The following is a 16,276-nucleotide window of genomic DNA, read 5'->3' as shown; positions in this document are numbered from 1 at the left end:
CCCCCCCCCCCCCCCCCCCCCCCCCCGCCGGGTGCGGGCTCAGGTGGCGGTGGTCGCCGGGGTCGTCGGGGCCCGGCGCAGGTTGCGCACCGACGCCGAGCACAGGACGAGGCCGCAGATCGCGGCGTAGGCGATGCCGGCGGTCACGAGGACGCCGGAGAAGCCGAACGCGACCGCGAGCGGACCGAACACGACCTGCCCGATCGGCATGGCCACGAACGAGCCGAGCGCGTCGTAGGAGTAGGCGCGGCTGAGCATCTCGTCGGGCACGTGCTCCTGCATGGCGAGGTTCCAGCCCATGCCGAACAGCTCGGTGCCTGCCCCCGCCACGAAGGTGGCGACCATCAGCCAGCCCAGGTGCGGCTCCACCCCGAGGATGGCGATCGGCAGCCCGAGCGTCGCGATGCCGAGCATGCCGACCAGCAGCGGACGCTCCAGCCGGACCCGCAGCAGCACCAGCGTCATCACCAGCAGACCGACGGCCTCGGCCGAGAGCGCCAGGCCCCACCCCTCCTCGCCGATCGTCTCCTTGGCCCGGGCCGGCCCGAGCGTGAACCAGGCGCCGGCATGGATGGCGTTGAGGAACCCGAACCCGACCACCACGACCCACAGCCAGGTGGTGGAGCGGACGTAGGTCCAGCCCTCGCGCAGCTCGGCGAACGCCGACGCGCCGGCCTCGCGGGGTGGCGTCGCCGGCAGCCGGATCAACCCCAGCAGCAGGCCGCTGGCCAGCCAGGCGGCGGCGTCGACGGCGAGCGCCCAGCCGGAGCCCACGCCGACGACGAGGAGGGCCGCGATCGTGGGGCCGATGATCGTGACCCCCGAGCGGGCCAGGGAGACCAGGGCGTTGGCCTGCTGCAGCTGTTCGCGGGGGACGACGGTGGGCATGATCGAGGCCATCGCCGGGAACCCGATGCCCGAGACGATGCCGTGCACCAGGCTGAGCGCCACCAGCGACCACAGGTGCGCGGTGCCGGTGATCACCAGCGTCGCGATGAGGCCCTGCGTGATCGCCGAGGCGATGTTGGAGAACTGGAGCACGGTGACGCGGCCGAACCGGTCGGCGATCACGCCGCCCCACAGCAGCAGGAGCACCAGCGGCACGGTGTGGGCCGCCAGCACGTAGCCGACGGCCGCAGGGTCGTCGTCGGTCACCTCGAGCACGGCGAACGCGAGGGCCACGGACGCCATCGTGTTGCCGATCAGGTTCACCACGCGCGAGGCGTAGTAGTAGCGGAAGTTGCGCTCGCCGAGCGGTGCCAGTGACGTGCCCCGGCGCAGGGACGGACGGGGGCTCACGGGGTCTCCTCGAGACGGAAGGCGATGGACGTGGCACTGACGGGCACGGTGCCCGGCGTGCGGGGCGGCCGGTTGGCGCCGTGGAGCAGGGCCGAGGCCTGGCGCAGCAGCCGCATGGCCTCGTCGAAGACCTCCGGCTCGACCCAGCCCTCGAGGTCGCTGCTCCAGATCCAGTCCCGACGCCGGTGGTACCGCCGCTCCAGCTCGCGGGTGGAGGCGTGCAGGTAGGCGATCTCGTCCTCGGTGCTGGGGCTCTCGTGGTGCTCCCGCTCGTCCACGTAGCGGTAGCGCTTCGCCACGCCGCCGCGGATCTTCTCCTCGCCGTCGACCACCACGTAGCCGGCCTCGGCCAGCGTGCGCAGGTGGTAGCTGGCGTTCGCGTGCGTGACCTCGAGCTCGCGGGCCACCTCCGCGGCGCTCATCGCCGTCCCCGTCAGCAGCGACAGCATCCGCAGCCGCAGCGGGTGGGCGACGGCCCGCAGGCTCGAGGTCTCGTGCCCGTCCTCGTCCGTCATGAACCCTCCAAGAAGTCTTGGAGGGTAGTGGACACCTCGACCGTCGCTACTGTCAAACGGTTGTTGGGGGGTACGACCCACCACATTCGCGGTTCCACGGGGGTCGGACCACGAATGTGGTGGGTCGTACCCCGGCGGGGGCCCGGAGCGGTCAGGCGGAGGGGGAGTGGCGGGCGAGCAGGGCCGCGGTGCGGTCCTCGCGGGCCAGGGCGTCCTCGAGGTCGGCGACGAGCGGGGCGTCCAGCGCCCGGCGGCTGCCGGTGAGCGTGAGCGGGTCGTGGGCGAGCAGCGAGTCCAGCACCGTGCCGACCCGTGCGGTGGCCGTGGAGCCCGACGGGACGAGGTGCGTGACCACGCCCCAGTCCGCCGCCGAGACGGCGGTGACCGGCTCGCCGAGCAGCAGCAGCCGGCGTGCGCGCAGTCGGCCGACGGCCGCGGGCAGGGTGAGGCTGATGCCTCCCCGGGCGGGGCCGCCCAGCTGCAGCGAGGTGGAGCGGTCCGCCACGACCGCGTCGCTGACCAGGGCCAGCGCGCACGCCGCCGTCCCGACCCGCTCGGCCAGGTGGGCCACCACGGGCACGTCACCGGCGAGCACCGCGCGCACGCAGCGGGCGAGGAGCGCCCGCCCGTCGACGTCGGTCGGCAGCTGCGAGGTCGCGTCCAGGTGCAGGACGACGGCCCGCACCCCCGGCTCGTGCGCACCCCGCTCCAGCGCCGCCGCGAGGTCGGCGTCGAGGCCCGGACCCAGGTGCAGCACGCCGGGCCGGGTGGCCTCAGGCAACCGTCACCCCGGCGGCCTCCATCTCGGTGAGGGCGCGCGTGGTCGTCTCGGGGGCGACGCCGGCGCACAGCCCGGTGAGCACCCGCGTGCGGAAGCCGGCGGCGACGGCGTCGAGCGCTGTCGCCCGCACGCAGTGGTCGGTGGCCAGGCCGCAGATGTCGACGTCGGTGACCCCGCGTCGCCGCAGCCAGGAGGCGAGGTCGTCGCCGGACTCGGCGGCGCCCTCGAAGCCGGAGTAGGCGGCCTCGTGCCGGCCCTTGAGGAACACCTGCTCGAAGGTCTCCGGACGCAGCGCGGAGTGGAACTCCTCGCCCTGCGTGCCGACCTCGCAGTGCACCGGCCAGCTGTGCTCGAAGTCGGGGTGCGCCGACCAGTGGTCGCCCGGGTCGACGTGGTGGTCCTTGGTGGCCACGACGTGGCCCCAGGACGGGGCGCCGGGCACGCCGGCCCGCCACTCGGCCAGAGTTCCCTCGATCGCCGCCGCGACCGCCGAGCCGCCCTCGACCGCGAGCGAGCCGCCCTCGCAGAAGTCGTTCTGGACGTCGACGACGATCAGCGCGGAGGTCATGCCCAGCAGGCTAGCCGTCCCGGTGGGGGGTCACGTTGAGGGTCCGGTCACACGCGTTCGGTGACCAGCACGGGCTCTCCGCGCGAGAGCTTCTGCGCGTCGATCGGGAGCTCGGCGCGTGAGCGGGCGTGCCGCTCGCGGGCCGCGTCCAGCGGCTCCCGGCCGACGACCTCGCCGCCCAGCACCAGGGGCACCAGCAGGTCACGCTCGTGCTCGCCGAGCGGCGGGGCGTCCCCGGTGCCCACGACCTCGGCCACGGCCGTGCCGTCGGCGTCGTAGCGACGCCGCGCCCACTTGCGCCCGCCCACCATCGTCTTGCCGGTCGAGCGCTTGGCCACGGGCTGGAGCACGCCGTCGGCGTCCTCGCGGGCCACGAGCTTGTAGACCAGCGCGCACGTCGGGTGGCCCGAGCCCGTGACGAGCTGGGTGCCGACGCCGTACCCGTCCACGGGGGCGGCCGCGAGGGCGGCGATGGCGAACTCGTCGAGGTCGGAGGTGACGGTGATCCGGGTGCCGGTGGCGCCCAGCGCGTCCAGCTCGGCGCGCACGGCGGCGGCGGTGGCGCCCAGGTCGCCGGAGTCCAGGCGCACCGCGCCGAGGTCCGGGCCGGCGACCGCGACGGCCGTGCGCACGGCCTCGGCCACGTCGTAGGTGTCGACCAGCAGGGTCGTCCCCGCGCCCTGCGAGGCCACCTGCGCGCGGAAGGCGTCCTCCTCGGTGTCGTGCAGCAGCGTGAAGGCGTGGGCGGAGGTGCCGGCGGTGGGCACGCCGTGGCGCAGGCCCGCGGCCAGCACGGACGTGGAGGCGAACCCGGCCACGTAGGCGGCGCGGGCGGCGGCCACCGCCGCCTCCTCGTGCGTGCGCCGCGCGCCCATCTCGATGCACGGGCGACCCCCCGCGGCCATCGTCATCCGGGAGGCGGCCGCGGCGATGGCCGAGTCGTGGTTGTAGATCGAGAGCAGCAGCGTCTCGAGCACGACCGCGTCGGCGAAGGTGCCCTCCACGACCATCAGCGGGGAGCCGGCGGTGTAGACCTCGCCCTCCGCGTAGCCGTGCACGTCGCCGGAGAACCGCCAGCCGGCCAGGTGCTCCAGCGTGGGCCCGTCCAGCAGGGGCTCGAGGAACGCGAGCGTCGCAGGGTCGAAGGTGAAGTCCTCCAGCGCGTCCAGCACGCGGCCGGTCCCGGCCACGACGCCGTAGCGGCGCCCCTCGGGCAGTCGGCGGCCGAACAGCTCGAAGCCGCAGCGGCGCGACGCGGTGCCCGCGGCGAGGGCCGCCTGCACCATCGAGAGCTCGTACTGGTCGGTCAGCAGCGCGGTCGAGCGGGTCACGATCCCGACTCTAGGCACCACCGGCGCCGCCGTCGTCCCACCCCCGACGGGTGTCGAGGAGGAGACCTCGCCCACGCCCGGGGTGCCCACCCGGGCGGCGGGGGCCGCTGTGACAGCATGGACGGGTGCCCGCTGCGAGCCCCGTCGAGGTCGACCCGACCGCTGCCTCCTCCACCGAGGGGGAGCCGGTCGTCACCCCGGCCAAGCCGTGGGTGACGATCGTCTGGAACGACCCCGTCAACCTCATGTCGTACGTGACCTACGTGTTCCAGCACTACTTCGGCTACTCCAAGAAGAAGGCGGAGAAGCTGATGATGGAGGTGCACGAGGACGGGCGCTCGGTGGTCTCCGCCGGCAGCCGCGAGGAGATGGAGCGCGACGTGCAGGCGATGCACGAGTACGGCCTGTGGGCCACGATGCAGAAGGACGACTGACGTGGGCGCGTTCCACCGCGACCGGCGCAGCAAGCACCTGGTCGCCACCTTCACCGGCTTCGAGGCCGACCTGCTGCGCTCCCTGGCCTCCCAGCTCGTCGAGCTGCTGCACCACGAGGCCGCCGTGCCCGACGACCGCGACCCGCTCGAGGCGCTCCTCGACTTCGGCGGCCCCACCTCGGCCCCGGAGGACCCGGTGCTGGCGCGGCTGTTCCCGACGGCCTACACCGACGACGAGGAGGCGGCCTCCGACTTCCGCCGGTTCACCGAGAACACCCTGCGCGACGGCAAGGCCCGTGCGGCGTCCGCGATCATCGACGGCCTCGAGGAGGGCGGCCTGCCCGACGAGCTCGAGGAGGACGACGCGCTCGTGATCGACGTCGAGCTGGCCGAGCCCGACGCGCAGCTGTGGCTGCGCTCCTTCACGGACCTGCGCCTGGCCCTGGCCGTCCGCCTCGGGGTCGAGGACGACGACGAGGAGTACTGGGCCTCGCTGCCCGACGACGACCCGCGGGCCCGTGCCCACGACGTCTACGACTGGGTCGGTGGGCTCCAGGAGACCCTGGTCCACGCGCTGACGCACTGACCCTGGCCGTCCGGCCGGACACCCATCCCCGCGAGGAGACCCATGCCCATCCCGCCGTTCGTCGCCGAGCTCCGCGCCATGGTGGGCACCCACCGGCTGTGGCTGCCCGCCGTCACCGCCGTGGTGGTCCACGACGAGCAGGTGCTGCTCACGCTGCGTGCCGACAACGGCCGCTGGGCGCCGATCACCGGCATCGTCGACCCGGGGGAGGAGCCCGCCGTCGCCGCGCGCCGGGAAGCGCTGGAGGAGGCCTCCGTCGAGGTCACCGTCGACCGGCTCGCCTCGGTCTCGGTCAGCGACGAGGTGCGCCACGGCAACGGGGACCTCGGCATCTACCTCGACCTGACCTTCGCCTGCACCTGGGTCGGCGGCGAGGCCGCGGTCGGCGACGACGAGAACACCGAGGTCCGCTGGTGGCCCCTGGACGGTCTCCCCGACATGGCCGGGGAGATGCACCGTCGGATCTCGGACGTCGTGGCGGGTGAGAGCGTCACGCGCTTCGTGCGCTGAGCGCGACAGGCACACCCGGACGCCGCGGCGGGTGGGCCGTCCGGCACCCGGTCGGATGCGGGGTGGCGCCCTCTTCGCCCCTACGCTGGCAGGCGTGCTGACCATCGACCAGGCCACGTACGACGCGATCGTCGCCCACGCCAAGCGGGACCACCCCGACGAGTGCTGCGGCATCGTCGCCGGGCCCGAGGGGTCCGACCGCCCGGAGCGCCACGTCGAGATGGTCAACGCTGCCGGCAGCCCCACGTTCTACGAGTTCGACTCCACCGAGCTGCTCGACCTCTACAAGCAGATGTGGGCGAACGACGAGGAGCCGGTGGTGATCTACCACTCGCACACCGCCACCGAGGCCTACCCCAGCCGCACCGACATCGGGCTGGCGAACGAGCCCGGCGCCCACTACGTCCTGGTCTCCACGAGGGAGCACGGGAATAACGAGGGCCCCGTGGACTTTCGTTCCTACCGGATCGTCGACGGCGAGGTGACCGAGGAAGAGGTCACCGTCGTCGCCGCCCTCCCGCCGGCCTGAGCCGGCCGCCGTCGGCCCGGCCCCCTGGACCGGACCGGCACCGGCCTCGCCCCGCGAGCGCCGACCAGAACCCCGTCCGCACCACCCGGTGCGGGCCGCACCACCGACACTGCAGTCCCGAGCAAGGAGTACCCCGTGGCCATCGAGGTCCGCATCCCGACCATCCTGCGCACCTACACCGGCGGCGAGAAGGCCGTCACCGGTGAGGGCGCCAGCCTGAGCGCGCTCATCGACGACCTCGAGGCCAAGTACACCGGCATCAAGGACCGTCTCGTCGAGGAGAAGGGCGGCGAGATCGTCCTGCGCCGCTTCGTCAACGTCTACGTCAACGACGAGGACGTCCGCTTCCTCGGCTCCCTCGAGGCCCCGCTCTCCGACGGCGACGCCGTCGTCGTGCTGCCCGCCGTCGCGGGTGGCTGCTGACGCCTGACACTGCCCTAGGGTCGCCCTAGGGTCAGCACAGCAGCACCCCAGCAGCGGAACGACAGCGAGGACGGCGCCCATCGTGGAGATCCCCCAGTACGAGCGACGCACCGTCGTCCTGGTCGACGGCGAGAACATCGACGCGACCCTGGGCAACTCCCTGCTCGGGCGCCGTCCCACGCCGGAGGAGCGGCCCCGCTGGGAGCGGGTGATCAACTACGCCGAGAAGCTGTGGAACCAGCCCGTCGTCGGGCTGTTCTTCCTCAACGCCTCGGGCGGTCACCTCCCCACGCCGTTCATCCAGGCGCTGCTGGCGATCGGCTACCGGCCGGTGCCGCTGTCCGGCCGTCCCGACCAGAAGGTCGTGGACATCGGTATCCAGCGGACGCTGGAGGAGCTCACGGCGCGCGCCTTCGACGGCGACGACGAGGGCCCCGTCACCGACGTGCTGCTCGTCAGCCACGACGGCGACTTCGCCCCCCAGATGGAGGGGCTCCTCGGCACCGGCGCCAAGATGGGCCTGGTCGCGCTGCGGGAGTTCACCTCCAGCCAGCTCACGGCCCTCGGCCTCCAGGTCCACGACCTCGAGGACGACGTGAAGGCGTTCCTCTCCCCCCTGCCGCGGGTCCGGGTCATCGACCTCGACGACTTCGACCCCGCCGCGTTCCTGCGCTGACGCGCACCCCCCACCCACGAAGGCACCTGAAGAGACACCCATGCGGTACGACAACCTGCTCGCGTCCGTCGGCAACACCCCGCTCGTGGGTCTGCCGCGCCTGTCGCCGAGCCCGGACGTCCGTCTCTGGGCCAAGCTCGAGGACCAGAACCCGACCGGCTCCATCAAGGACCGGCCGGCGCTGCGGATGATCGAGGAGGCCGAGAAGGACGGGCTGCTGCGCCCCGGCTGCACGATCCTCGAGCCCACCTCGGGCAACACCGGCATCTCCCTGGCCATGGCCGCCAAGCTCAAGGGCTACCGGATGGTCTGCGTGATGCCGGAGAACACCTCCGAGGAGCGTCGCCTCCTGCTGCGCATGTGGGGCGCCGAGATCATCTCCTCGCCCGCGGCCGGCGGCTCCAACGAGGCCGTGCGCGTGGCCAAGCGGGTCGCCGAGGAGCACCCCGACTGGGTGATGCTCTACCAGTACGGCAACCCGGCCAACGCGCTCGCCCACGAGGAGAGCACCGGCCCCGAGCTGCTCGCCGACCTGCCCTCCATCACCCACTTCGTGGGCGGCCTGGGCACCACCGGCACGCTCATGGGCATCAGCCGGTTCTTCCGTCGCGCCAAGCCCGAGGTCAAGGTCGTCGCGGCCGAGCCCCGCTACGGCGAGCTCGTCTACGGCCTGCGCAACATGGACGAGGGCTTCGTCCCCGAGCTCTACGACCCCGAGATGATCGACTCCCGCTTCTCCGTGGGCCCGCGAGACGCGGTCCGCCGGGTGCGCGAGCTGATCGACAACGAGGGCATCTTCGCGGGCATCTCCACCGGCGCGATCCTGCACGCCGCCATGGGACAGGCCGCCAAGGCTGTCAAGGCGGGGGAGAAGGCTGACATAGCCTTCGTCGTGTGCGACGCCGGCTGGAAGTACCTGTCCACGGGAGCCTACGAGGGCACGATCGACGAGGCGGAGGACCGTCTCGAGGGTCAGCTCTGGGCCTGAGCCCCCTGCGCGACCCGTCGTGGGGCCCACTGCGGGTCCCGGTCCTCGCCTGCCTGCTCTTGGTGGGCGGGCTGCTGCTCGCGCCCCCGGCCACGGCGGCCGAGGGTGACGTGCTCACCGCCACCGAGCGGCCCACGATCAGCGGGGAGCCGCGCTTCCGCGAGCCGCTGGTCGCCGGCCGAGGAGGCTGGGGGCGCTCCCCGTCCGAGGTGAGCGTCGCCTACCAGTGGCTGCGGGCCGGTGAGCAGATCCCCGGGGCGACCGGCAAGCGGTACCGCCCTTCGCTCGAGGACCTGGGCAACCGCCTCTCCGTGGTCGTGACGGCCACGGCCACGGACGGGGCGAGCGGCACCGCCACGTCCCGTCGGACCACGCGCGTGCGGCGCGCCGAGAACCGTGCCACCCGCGCGCCCCGCGTCGCCGGCACCACCCGCTACGGCCGCGTGCTGCGGGCCGGGCAGGGACGCTGGGAGCACCGCCCCGCCCGGGTGCGGATCACCTGGTACCGCGCCGGCGGGGTGGAGGTCGGCTCCGGGCGCCGCTACCGCCTCCAGCCCGCGGACGTGGGCGCGACGCTGTTCGTGGTCGCCCGCGCCACCGGGCCCGGTCTCGTGCCGGCCACCAAGCGCAGCGAGCGGACCCCGCGCGTGCGGCACCGGGTCGGGGTCTCGCGGTCGGTGACCTACCACGTGGAGACCCGCGGGGACGTCTCGGCGAGCGTGCGCCGCTTCAAGCGCCTGGCCCAGCAGACCTACGACGACGCCCGTGGCTGGCGCTCGGCCGGCGTCCGCTTCACCCGCGTGCGCTCGGGCGGCGACTTCACCCTGGTGCTCGCCGAGGCCTCCACCCTCACCGACTTCTCGAGCGAGTGCTCCACGCAGTGGTCGTGCCGCGTCGGCCGCTACGTGGTGATCAACCAGACCCGGTGGCGGCACGCGTCCCCGGCCTGGAACGAGGCGGACGGCTCGCTGCGCGACTACCGGCACATGGTCGTCAACCACGAGACCGGGCACTGGCTCGGCCAGGGCCACAGCACCTGCCCGGGGTCGGGTCAGCCGGCGCCGGTGATGATGCAGCAGTCCAAGGACCTCGGCGGCTGCACCTTCAACCCGTGGCCCGTCGCGGGAGAGATCTCCCGGGTGGCCGGCTAGCAGGTGTGCACGGTGCGTACCGGTGGTGAGATCCGTGCCACGCGCGGCCCCGCGGTGAGCGTGCCGGGACGCAGCCCGCGACCGGGTGGCGGAGCCCGGTCGTGCACACGGTCGTCACCTGCGCTTAACCTCTCTCCTGTGTGTCCTGTGACGACCCCGGCGGGCAACGGTGCCCCCCGCGGCCACCGCGTCGAGCGCGGTGCTGGTCCCTGCGGCGAGGTGTCGGCATGAGCGCCCGGCCCACGCTCCGCGTCCTCGGCTGCTCGGGCTCCTACCCGGGGCCGGAGTCGCCCGCCTCGTCCTACGTGCTCGAGGCGCCCTTCGACGACGGCACCGGTGAGCGCACCTGGCGCGTCGTCGTCGACCTCGGCAGCGGCGCGCTGAGCAACCTCCAGCGCTGGAGCGACCCGCTCGGCGTCGACGCGGTGCTCATCAGCCACCTGCACGCCGACCACTGCCTCGACCTGTGCGGCTACTACGTGATGCGCAAGTACCACCCCACCGGGCAGCAGCCGATGATCCCCGTCTGGGGCCCCGAGGACACCGCCGGCCGCATGGCGCGGGCCTACGACCTGCCCGAGGAGCCGGGCATGAGCGAGGAGTTCGACTTCCTCGACTGGGCCGACGCACCCGCCGAGGGCGTCCGGGTCGGCCCGTTCACGGTGCACACCCGCGCCGTCGACCACCCCGTCCTGGCCTACGGCATGCGCATCGAGGTGGACGGGGCGGTGCTGGCCTACACCGGCGACACCGGGCCCTGCCCGCAGCTGAGCGAGCTCGCGCGTGACGCGGACGTGCTGCTGGCCGAGGCGTCGTTCCGCGAGGGCGACGTCAACCCGCCGAACCTGCACCTGACGGCCGCCGAGTGCGGCACCCTGGCCACCGAGGCGGGGGTGCAGCACCTGGTGCTCACCCACATCCCGCCGTGGTACGAGAAGGCCCCGCAGGTGGACGAGGCGCGCAGCACGTTCGGCGGTGGGCGGATCTCGCTCGCCGAGCCGGGGATGCTCGTCGAGCTCTGAGCCCTAGCCCTGCCCTGAGACCTGAGCCCTGCCCTGAGACCTGGGCCCTGCGCTGGTGGCGCGGGTCCCTGGTCCCTGGTGCCGGGGGTGCTGGCACCACTCCTGCGCGACACGGCCGCGGACCAGGGTGATCCCCGAGGTGGGCGTCTGGGTCCGCATGGCAGGGTAAAGGCCATGATCACCGTCGAGGCCCTGACGAAGACCTACGGGGCGTACACCGCCGTGGACGACGTGTCGTTCACGGCTGAGCCCGGCCGGGTCACCGGCTTCCTCGGCCCCAACGGTGCCGGCAAGACGACCACCATGCGGATGATGGTCGGGCTCACCCCGCCCACCTCCGGTCGCACCCTCATCGGTGGCCACGCCTACGCCGACATCCCCAACCCCGGGCGGCACGTGGGCGTCCTGCTCGACGCCTCCGCGCAGCACGCCGGCCGGTCCGGCCGCGAGGTGCTGAGCCTCGGCGCCAAGGTCATGGGGCTGCCGTCGTCCCGGGTGGACGAGATGCTGGCGCTGGTCTCCCTCACCGACACCGAGGCCAAGCGCAAGATCCGCAACTACTCCCTCGGCATGCGGCAGCGGCTCGGCATCGCGCACGCGCTGCTCGGCGACCCGCAGGTGCTCATCCTCGACGAGCCCGCCAACGGCCTCGACCCCGCGGGCATCCGCTGGATGCGGGGGCTGCTGAAGGGCTTCGCCGACCGCGGCGGCACCGTGCTGCTCTCCAGCCACCTGCTGCACGAGGTCGAGATCATCGCCGACGAGATGGTGGTCATCGGCCAGGGCCGGATCGTCGCCCGCGGCACGCGCGAGACGCTCACCGCCGGCAGCCAGGGCGGCAGCCAGACCATGAGCGAGGACAACGACCGGCTCGCGGCGACCCTGCGCGCCCAGGGCGTCCAGGTCGACCCCGCCGGCGCCGGGCTGCAGGTCGCGGCCGAGCCGGCCGTGATCGGCCGCGCCGCCCTGGAGGCCGGCGTGGTGCTCACCGACCTGCGCGCCACGTCCGTCAACCTCGAGGACCTCTTCCTCGAGCTCACCTCCGACACCCAGCGCGAGGCGCCCGGCGCCCCCGCGAGCACGCCCGCCGACCAGGGAGCCTCCGCATGAGCCACGCCGCCCCCGCCGCCCAGCTGGCCATCGACGTCAGCGCCACCGCCCGCGTCCCGTTCACCCGCCTCGTCGGGGTCGAGTGGCGCAAGATGACCGACACCCGCGCCGGTTTCTGGCTGATGCTGATCACGGGCCTGCTGCTCATCGCGGCCATCGGCATCACCGAGCTGGTGGTGCAGCTCAACGACCTCGGCATCGGCTTCAACGGCTGGGTGCAGGTGATGATCACCCCGCTGACGCTGCTGCTGCCGGTCTTCCCGATCATCGCCGTCACCAGCGAGTGGGGCCAGCGCACCAGCCTCGTCACGTTCACCCTGGAGCCGCACCGGCTGCGGGTGCTCCTGGCCAAGCTCGTGGCCGTGGTGCTCTTCGCGGTCGGCGTCATCGTCGTCTCCGTCGGGCTCGCGGCGATCGCCAACGTCGTCAACGCCGGGATCGACGGCTCCTCGCCGGAGTGGAACCTGCCGGCGGCGACGCTGACCTGGATCATCGTCCAGCTGCTCTGCTACTTCCTCATGGCCTTCGGCCTGGCGACCGTGACCCTGTCCTCGCCGGGCGGCATCGCCTTCTTCTACGTGGTGGCGCTGCTGCTGCCGCTGGTCGTCTACTCGATCCTGCTGGCGCTGCTCAGCTGGGCGCCGGACGTCATCCCCTACATCGACATGAACTACTCGATGGCGCCCTACCTGGCGGCGGAGAACGACCCCACGGTGATGTTCCTGGAGAAGAAGCCGCTGGCCGTGGTCACCTCGATCCTGCTGTGGGTCGTGCTGCCCTTCGTCATCGGCTTCCGGCGGGTGCTGACCTCCGAGCCGAAGTGACCCGCTCACGCGTCGGGGGATAGCGTCGCGGTCATGACTGCACGCGAGGACGGCCGGCGCGACGACGAGCTGCGACCCATCACGATCACCCGCAACTGGCTCGACCACGCGGCGGGCTCGGTGCTGGTGGAGTTCGGCAGGACCAAGGTGCTGTGCGCGGCCTCCGCGTCCGAGGGCGTGCCGCGCTGGCGCAAGGGCTCCGGCCTGGGCTGGGTGACGGCCGAGTACGCGATGCTCCCCGCCTCCACGAACACCCGCTCCGACCGCGAGTCGGTCAAGGGCCGCATCGGCGGCCGCACGCACGAGATCTCCCGGCTCATCGGCCGCTCGCTGCGGGCCGTCGTCGACTACGAGGCCCTGGGCGAGAACACGATCCAGCTCGACTGCGACGTCCTGCAGGCCGACGGCGGCACCCGCACCGCTGCCATCACGGGCGCCTACGTGGCGCTCGCGGACGCCGTCGCCCACCTGCGCTCCACCGGCGCGCTGAAGGGCGAGCCGCTGACCGGCTCGGTGGCCGCGGTCTCCGTGGGCATCATCGACGGCGTCCCGCGGCTGGACCTGCCCTACGTCGAGGACGTGCGCGCCGAGACCGACATGAACGTCGTGATGACCGGCGCCGGGTCGTTCGTGGAGGTGCAGGGCACTGCCGAGGGCGCGGCCTTCGACCGCGAGGAGCTCAACGCGCTCCTCGACCTCGCCGCGGGCGGCTGTGCGGACCTGACGGCGCTGCAGAACGAGGCTCTCGCGCGATGACGGCAGCGGGGAGCGTCCGCGTCCACCTGGCCTCGCGCAACGCCAAGAAGGTGGCGGAGATGCAGCGCATCCTCGCCGAGCACCTGCCCGGCATCGAGGTCGTGGGCCTGGACGACGTCCCCGCCTACGACGAGCCGGTCGAGGACGCACCCGACTTCGACGGAAACGCCCTGATCAAGGCTCGGGCCGGGTTCGCCGCCACTGGGCTGCCGACCCTGGCCGACGACTCCGGGCTCTGCGTGGACGCCCTCAACGGCATGCCGGGCGTGCTCTCGGCGCGCTGGTCCGGGCCGCCCAAGAGCGACGAGCGGAACAACGCGCTGCTCCTGGCGCAGCTGCACGACGTCCCGGACGAGCGGCGCGGTGCCCACTTCCGCTGCTCCGTGGCGCTCGTGGACGGGGACGGCCCGGAGGGGGAGACCGTCGTGCAGGGCCGGATGGACGGGCACGTCGTGCGCGAGGTCCGCGGGGAGGGCGGCTTCGGCTACGACGTCCTCTTCGTCGCCGACGACCTCCCCGGCCGCACCACCGCAGAGCTCACCAAGCAGGAGAAGGACGCCATCTCCCACCGCGGCCGCGCGCTGCGGGAGCTGGGCCCGGTGGCGGCGGCGCGGCTGCGCTGAGCCGCCAGGGCTTCTACTCGCAGGCCACGCCGTCGCCGTCGTAGTCCAGGTCGTACACGTCTGAGCCGACGATGTACACCGGGCCCGAGACATAGGCGGGACCGTTCCCGGAGCCGCCAGCACAGTCCACATCGCTCGCGATGGGGACACAGGCGCCGGAGTAGTTGGAGTTGCAGTTGCTGACGGGCTCGACGTAGGTGCCGATCGTGGTGACCTGCGGGCGTGGACGACGTGCGACGTACCGCTTGACGACGGACCGGGAGACGACTTCGCCATCGACCTCCTTGACTCGGCGAACGATGACGCGCACGCCGTCCTTGCCGCGCTGAGTGACCTTCCGGACGCCCTTGTCGAGGCTGGAGGAGCGATGCGTCACCGAACCGTGCTTGATGTCGACGCGCTCGCGTTGGCGAGTGAACACGACGACCGGCGCCGGCTCCTCCGTCGGAGATTCAGCGCTCTCGGCATCGGGGCTCTCACTCTCCTGAGATTCGACGGACGCGGTTGCCGATGCCGCCGTAGCCGTGGGACTCGTGTCTGCACTGACGTTGGAGATCGAGGCGCTCGGAGCGGCGCATGCGCTGAGCGCCAGGGCCAAGGGAAGTAAGGCGACGTCGACACGGAGTCGGCGGCGGGGAGGCATGCAGGCGTCGGTCACGACCGGAACGGTAGGACGTCGCCGTCAGCGTGTCCGGCGTTCTGGCGATCCTGACCAGGTTTGGGGGCGCCGTTGCTCGCTATACGTGCCGAAGGCGGGACTTGAACCCGCACGCCCTGGGGCACAGCATCCTAAGTGCTGCGTGTCTGCCTGTTCCACCACTTCGGCTCGGACCCGGAGGCCCTGGACCATCCTAGGAACGGGCCGACGGAGGTGTTGCGTCGGACCCCAGCCCGTGAGGTGTTCGGCCCGCGAGCGAGGGGCGACTCACGTTGCGTCCGCACCACGTGGGTGTCTGGGCATGGCAGTTCGGGCACAGGTACCGCAGGTTGTCCCGCTCGTTGTTGTGGAAATCCCCGTCGATGTGGTCGATCTCCAGGAGTAGCGGCTGTCCTTGCCACTCGGAGCCCAGGTCGCAGATCTCGCAGCGGAGCGGCCGGTTGATCTCAGCGAGAGCTCGCCGCAGCAAGTACGGCTTTGCGCGCGGGCTGTCGCTGGAGCGGCGGACCAACACCTGATCGGCTGAGAGCCTGGTGCGGTGGGCGCCATTGGTGAAGCGAACGAAGTGCGAGGTGTCGATCCCGAACCGCTTGATCCGCCTGCTGATGTGCGCATGTCCGCCTCCGGACTGTTTCAGCCCGAGGTAGCGCAGTACGCCAGCCATGGACGAACTGTGCTCGACGGCCTCGGCAAGGATGCGACGGGTGTATTTCTCGGCAGGCATGCCCTGACGCTAGAAGCCTGCGCCGACACCGTCCCGGCCGAGAACTATCCTGCGTCGGGTGAGCGAGGACATTGCCGACGACGTCGCGCCCGCCGCCGTCCTGGCCGCCGGGCCGCAGCAGATCGACCTCGCGGACGACGGGCTGCTGCTGCGTCCGTACCTGCCGGCCGACGTCCCGATGCTCGTGCAGGCGTTCACGGATCCCGTGACCCGCACCTGGAACCCGGGGCCGACCGACCCCGAGGAGCTGGAGGCCTGGGTCGGCTCGCGCAACGACTGGTCGGACGGCAGCCACGCCTCCTGGGCCGTCGCCGACCGCGAGGACCTGCTGGTCGGGGCGGTCTCGCTGCACCACCTCGACCTGGAGCAGGGCGACGTGGAGGTCGGCTACTGGACCGCCCCCTGGGCCCGGGGCCGCGGGGCGGCCTCGGCCGCGGTCCGGGCGGTCTCGGCCTTCGCCCACGAGCGGCTGGACTGCCACCGCGTGCACCTGTTCCACGCGGTCGAGAACACCGGCTCGTGCGGAGTCGCCCGTCGCGCCGGCTTCGCGCTCGAGGGCACGCTGCGGCAGAGCTACCGCTACCCCGACGGGGTCCACCACGACGAGCACCTGCACGCCCGCATCGCCGGAGACCCCTGGCCGAGTCGGCAGTAGCTTGCTGCCGACTCACCGCCGAGTCGGCAGCAAGCTGCTGCCGACTCGGCGGGTGGTCGGGGTGGATGGAGCGGGGCGTCAGGCGAGGCCGAGGTCGCGGCGCAGCTTCGCGA

General features: G+C 72.7%; 21 protein-coding genes and 1 tRNA gene. 14 read left to right on the top strand and 8 right to left on the bottom strand.

Features of this window, described 5'->3' with window-relative positions:
* Positions 1–39: 39 nt before the first annotated feature.
* From M8316_RS09420 to M8316_RS09400, 5 genes are all read right to left on the bottom strand, one after another.
* Positions 40–1,299: an MFS transporter gene (locus M8316_RS09420; protein ID WP_250054030.1), complete on the bottom strand. Its 1,260-nt coding sequence runs from the start codon at positions 1,297–1,299 to the stop codon at positions 40–42.
* Positions 1,296–1,814, bottom strand: coding sequence for a winged helix-turn-helix domain-containing protein (locus M8316_RS09415; RefSeq protein WP_250054028.1), 519 nt, complete (start codon positions 1,812–1,814; stop codon positions 1,296–1,298). The genes M8316_RS09420 and M8316_RS09415 overlap by 4 nt, the downstream gene beginning before the upstream one ends.
* A 151-nt stretch (positions 1,815–1,965) precedes the next feature.
* Positions 1,966–2,595 carry an enoyl-CoA hydratase/isomerase family protein gene (locus M8316_RS09410; protein WP_250054026.1) on the bottom strand — a complete coding sequence of 210 codons (630 nt, stop codon included), beginning with the start codon at positions 2,593–2,595 and terminating at the stop codon, positions 1,966–1,968.
* A complete protein-coding gene (locus M8316_RS09405) occupies positions 2,588–3,163 on the bottom strand; it encodes an isochorismatase family protein (RefSeq protein WP_250054024.1) in 576 nt (191 codons plus the stop codon). Before M8316_RS09405 ends, M8316_RS09410 begins: the two co-directional genes overlap by 8 nt.
* Before the next feature lie 47 nt (positions 3,164–3,210).
* A complete protein-coding gene (locus M8316_RS09400; protein ID WP_308195986.1) occupies positions 3,211–4,494 on the bottom strand; it encodes a nicotinate phosphoribosyltransferase in 1,284 nt (427 codons plus the stop codon).
* 125 nt (positions 4,495–4,619) lie between these two features.
* On the opposite strand from M8316_RS09400, the gene clpS reads away from it, so the two are divergent.
* The 13 genes from clpS to rdgB all read left to right on the top strand — a co-directional run bounded on the left by clpS (position 4,620) and on the right by rdgB (position 14,126).
* Complete coding sequence (gene clpS, locus M8316_RS09395; protein WP_372490194.1) at positions 4,620–4,928, top strand: ATP-dependent Clp protease adapter ClpS; 309 nt, start codon at positions 4,620–4,622, stop codon at positions 4,926–4,928.
* 1 nt (position 4,929) lies between these two features.
* A complete protein-coding gene (locus M8316_RS09390; RefSeq protein ID WP_250054022.1) occupies positions 4,930–5,514 on the top strand; it encodes a DUF2017 domain-containing protein in 585 nt (194 codons plus the stop codon).
* A gap of 42 nt (positions 5,515–5,556) precedes the next feature.
* Positions 5,557–6,024: an NUDIX hydrolase gene (locus M8316_RS09385; RefSeq protein ID WP_250054020.1), complete on the top strand. Its 468-nt coding sequence runs from the start codon at positions 5,557–5,559 to the stop codon at positions 6,022–6,024.
* A gap of 94 nt (positions 6,025–6,118) precedes the next feature.
* A complete protein-coding gene (locus tag M8316_RS09380; protein ID WP_250054018.1) occupies positions 6,119–6,553 on the top strand; it encodes a M67 family metallopeptidase in 435 nt (144 codons plus the stop codon).
* 135 nt (positions 6,554–6,688) lie between these two features.
* Positions 6,689–6,976 (top strand): MoaD/ThiS family protein, encoded by a 288-nt coding sequence (locus M8316_RS09375; protein ID WP_250054016.1) that lies wholly within the window; start codon positions 6,689–6,691, stop codon positions 6,974–6,976.
* An 82-nt stretch (positions 6,977–7,058) separates the two neighbouring features.
* On the top strand, positions 7,059–7,652 hold the full coding sequence (locus M8316_RS09370; RefSeq protein ID WP_250054014.1) for an NYN domain-containing protein: 594 nt from the start codon (positions 7,059–7,061) through the stop codon (positions 7,650–7,652).
* 40 nt (positions 7,653–7,692) lie between these two features.
* Positions 7,693–8,640, top strand: a complete 948-nt coding sequence (locus M8316_RS09365) for a PLP-dependent cysteine synthase family protein (RefSeq protein ID WP_250054012.1) — start codon at positions 7,693–7,695, stop codon at positions 8,638–8,640.
* A 62-nt stretch (positions 8,641–8,702) separates the two neighbouring features.
* The gene (locus M8316_RS09360) at positions 8,703–9,791 is read left to right on the top strand and encodes a DUF3152 domain-containing protein (RefSeq protein WP_250054011.1); all 1,089 of its coding nucleotides are present in this window, start codon (positions 8,703–8,705) and stop codon (positions 9,789–9,791) included.
* Positions 9,792–10,018: 227 nt separating this feature from the next.
* Positions 10,019–10,813, top strand: coding sequence for an MBL fold metallo-hydrolase (locus M8316_RS09355; RefSeq protein WP_250054009.1), 795 nt, complete (start codon positions 10,019–10,021; stop codon positions 10,811–10,813).
* 174 nt (positions 10,814–10,987) lie between these two features.
* On the top strand, positions 10,988–11,923 hold the full coding sequence (locus M8316_RS09350) for an ATP-binding cassette domain-containing protein (protein WP_250054007.1): 936 nt from the start codon (positions 10,988–10,990) through the stop codon (positions 11,921–11,923).
* Complete coding sequence (locus tag M8316_RS09345) at positions 11,920–12,747, top strand: hypothetical protein (RefSeq protein ID WP_250054005.1); 828 nt, start codon at positions 11,920–11,922, stop codon at positions 12,745–12,747. Before M8316_RS09350 ends, M8316_RS09345 begins: the two co-directional genes overlap by 4 nt.
* A gap of 33 nt (positions 12,748–12,780) precedes the next feature.
* On the top strand, positions 12,781–13,503 hold the full coding sequence (rph, locus tag M8316_RS09340; RefSeq protein WP_250054004.1) for a ribonuclease PH: 723 nt from the start codon (positions 12,781–12,783) through the stop codon (positions 13,501–13,503).
* On the top strand, positions 13,500–14,126 hold the full coding sequence (gene rdgB / locus M8316_RS09335) for an RdgB/HAM1 family non-canonical purine NTP pyrophosphatase (protein WP_250054002.1): 627 nt from the start codon (positions 13,500–13,502) through the stop codon (positions 14,124–14,126). The genes rph and rdgB overlap by 4 nt, the downstream gene beginning before the upstream one ends.
* 13 nt (positions 14,127–14,139) lie before the next feature.
* Here rdgB and M8316_RS09330 read toward each other — a convergent pair whose 3' ends face one another.
* The 3 genes from M8316_RS09330 to M8316_RS09320 all read right to left on the bottom strand — a co-directional run bounded on the left by M8316_RS09330 (position 14,140) and on the right by M8316_RS09320 (position 15,508).
* Positions 14,140–14,784 carry a G5 domain-containing protein gene (locus M8316_RS09330; RefSeq protein ID WP_250054000.1) on the bottom strand — a complete coding sequence of 215 codons (645 nt, stop codon included), beginning with the start codon at positions 14,782–14,784 and terminating at the stop codon, positions 14,140–14,142.
* Between the two features lie 86 nt (positions 14,785–14,870).
* Positions 14,871–14,952 (bottom strand) — tRNA-Leu (locus M8316_RS09325).
* A gap of 25 nt (positions 14,953–14,977) precedes the next feature.
* A complete protein-coding gene (locus tag M8316_RS09320) occupies positions 14,978–15,508 on the bottom strand; it encodes an HNH endonuclease signature motif containing protein (RefSeq protein ID WP_250053998.1) in 531 nt (176 codons plus the stop codon).
* A gap of 58 nt (positions 15,509–15,566) precedes the next feature.
* Between M8316_RS09320 and M8316_RS09315 the strand changes: the two genes are divergently transcribed.
* On the top strand, positions 15,567–16,163 hold the full coding sequence (locus M8316_RS09315; protein WP_250053996.1) for a GNAT family N-acetyltransferase: 597 nt from the start codon (positions 15,567–15,569) through the stop codon (positions 16,161–16,163).
* Positions 16,164–16,276: the final 113 nt, after the last annotated feature.

The organism is Nocardioides bruguierae, from assembly GCF_023554635.1.
Lineage (GTDB): Bacteria > Actinomycetota > Actinomycetes > Propionibacteriales > Nocardioidaceae > Nocardioides > Nocardioides bruguierae.
The sequence above is the reverse complement of the archived record's forward strand: the minus strand, read 5'-3'. Positions and strand labels throughout refer to the sequence as shown.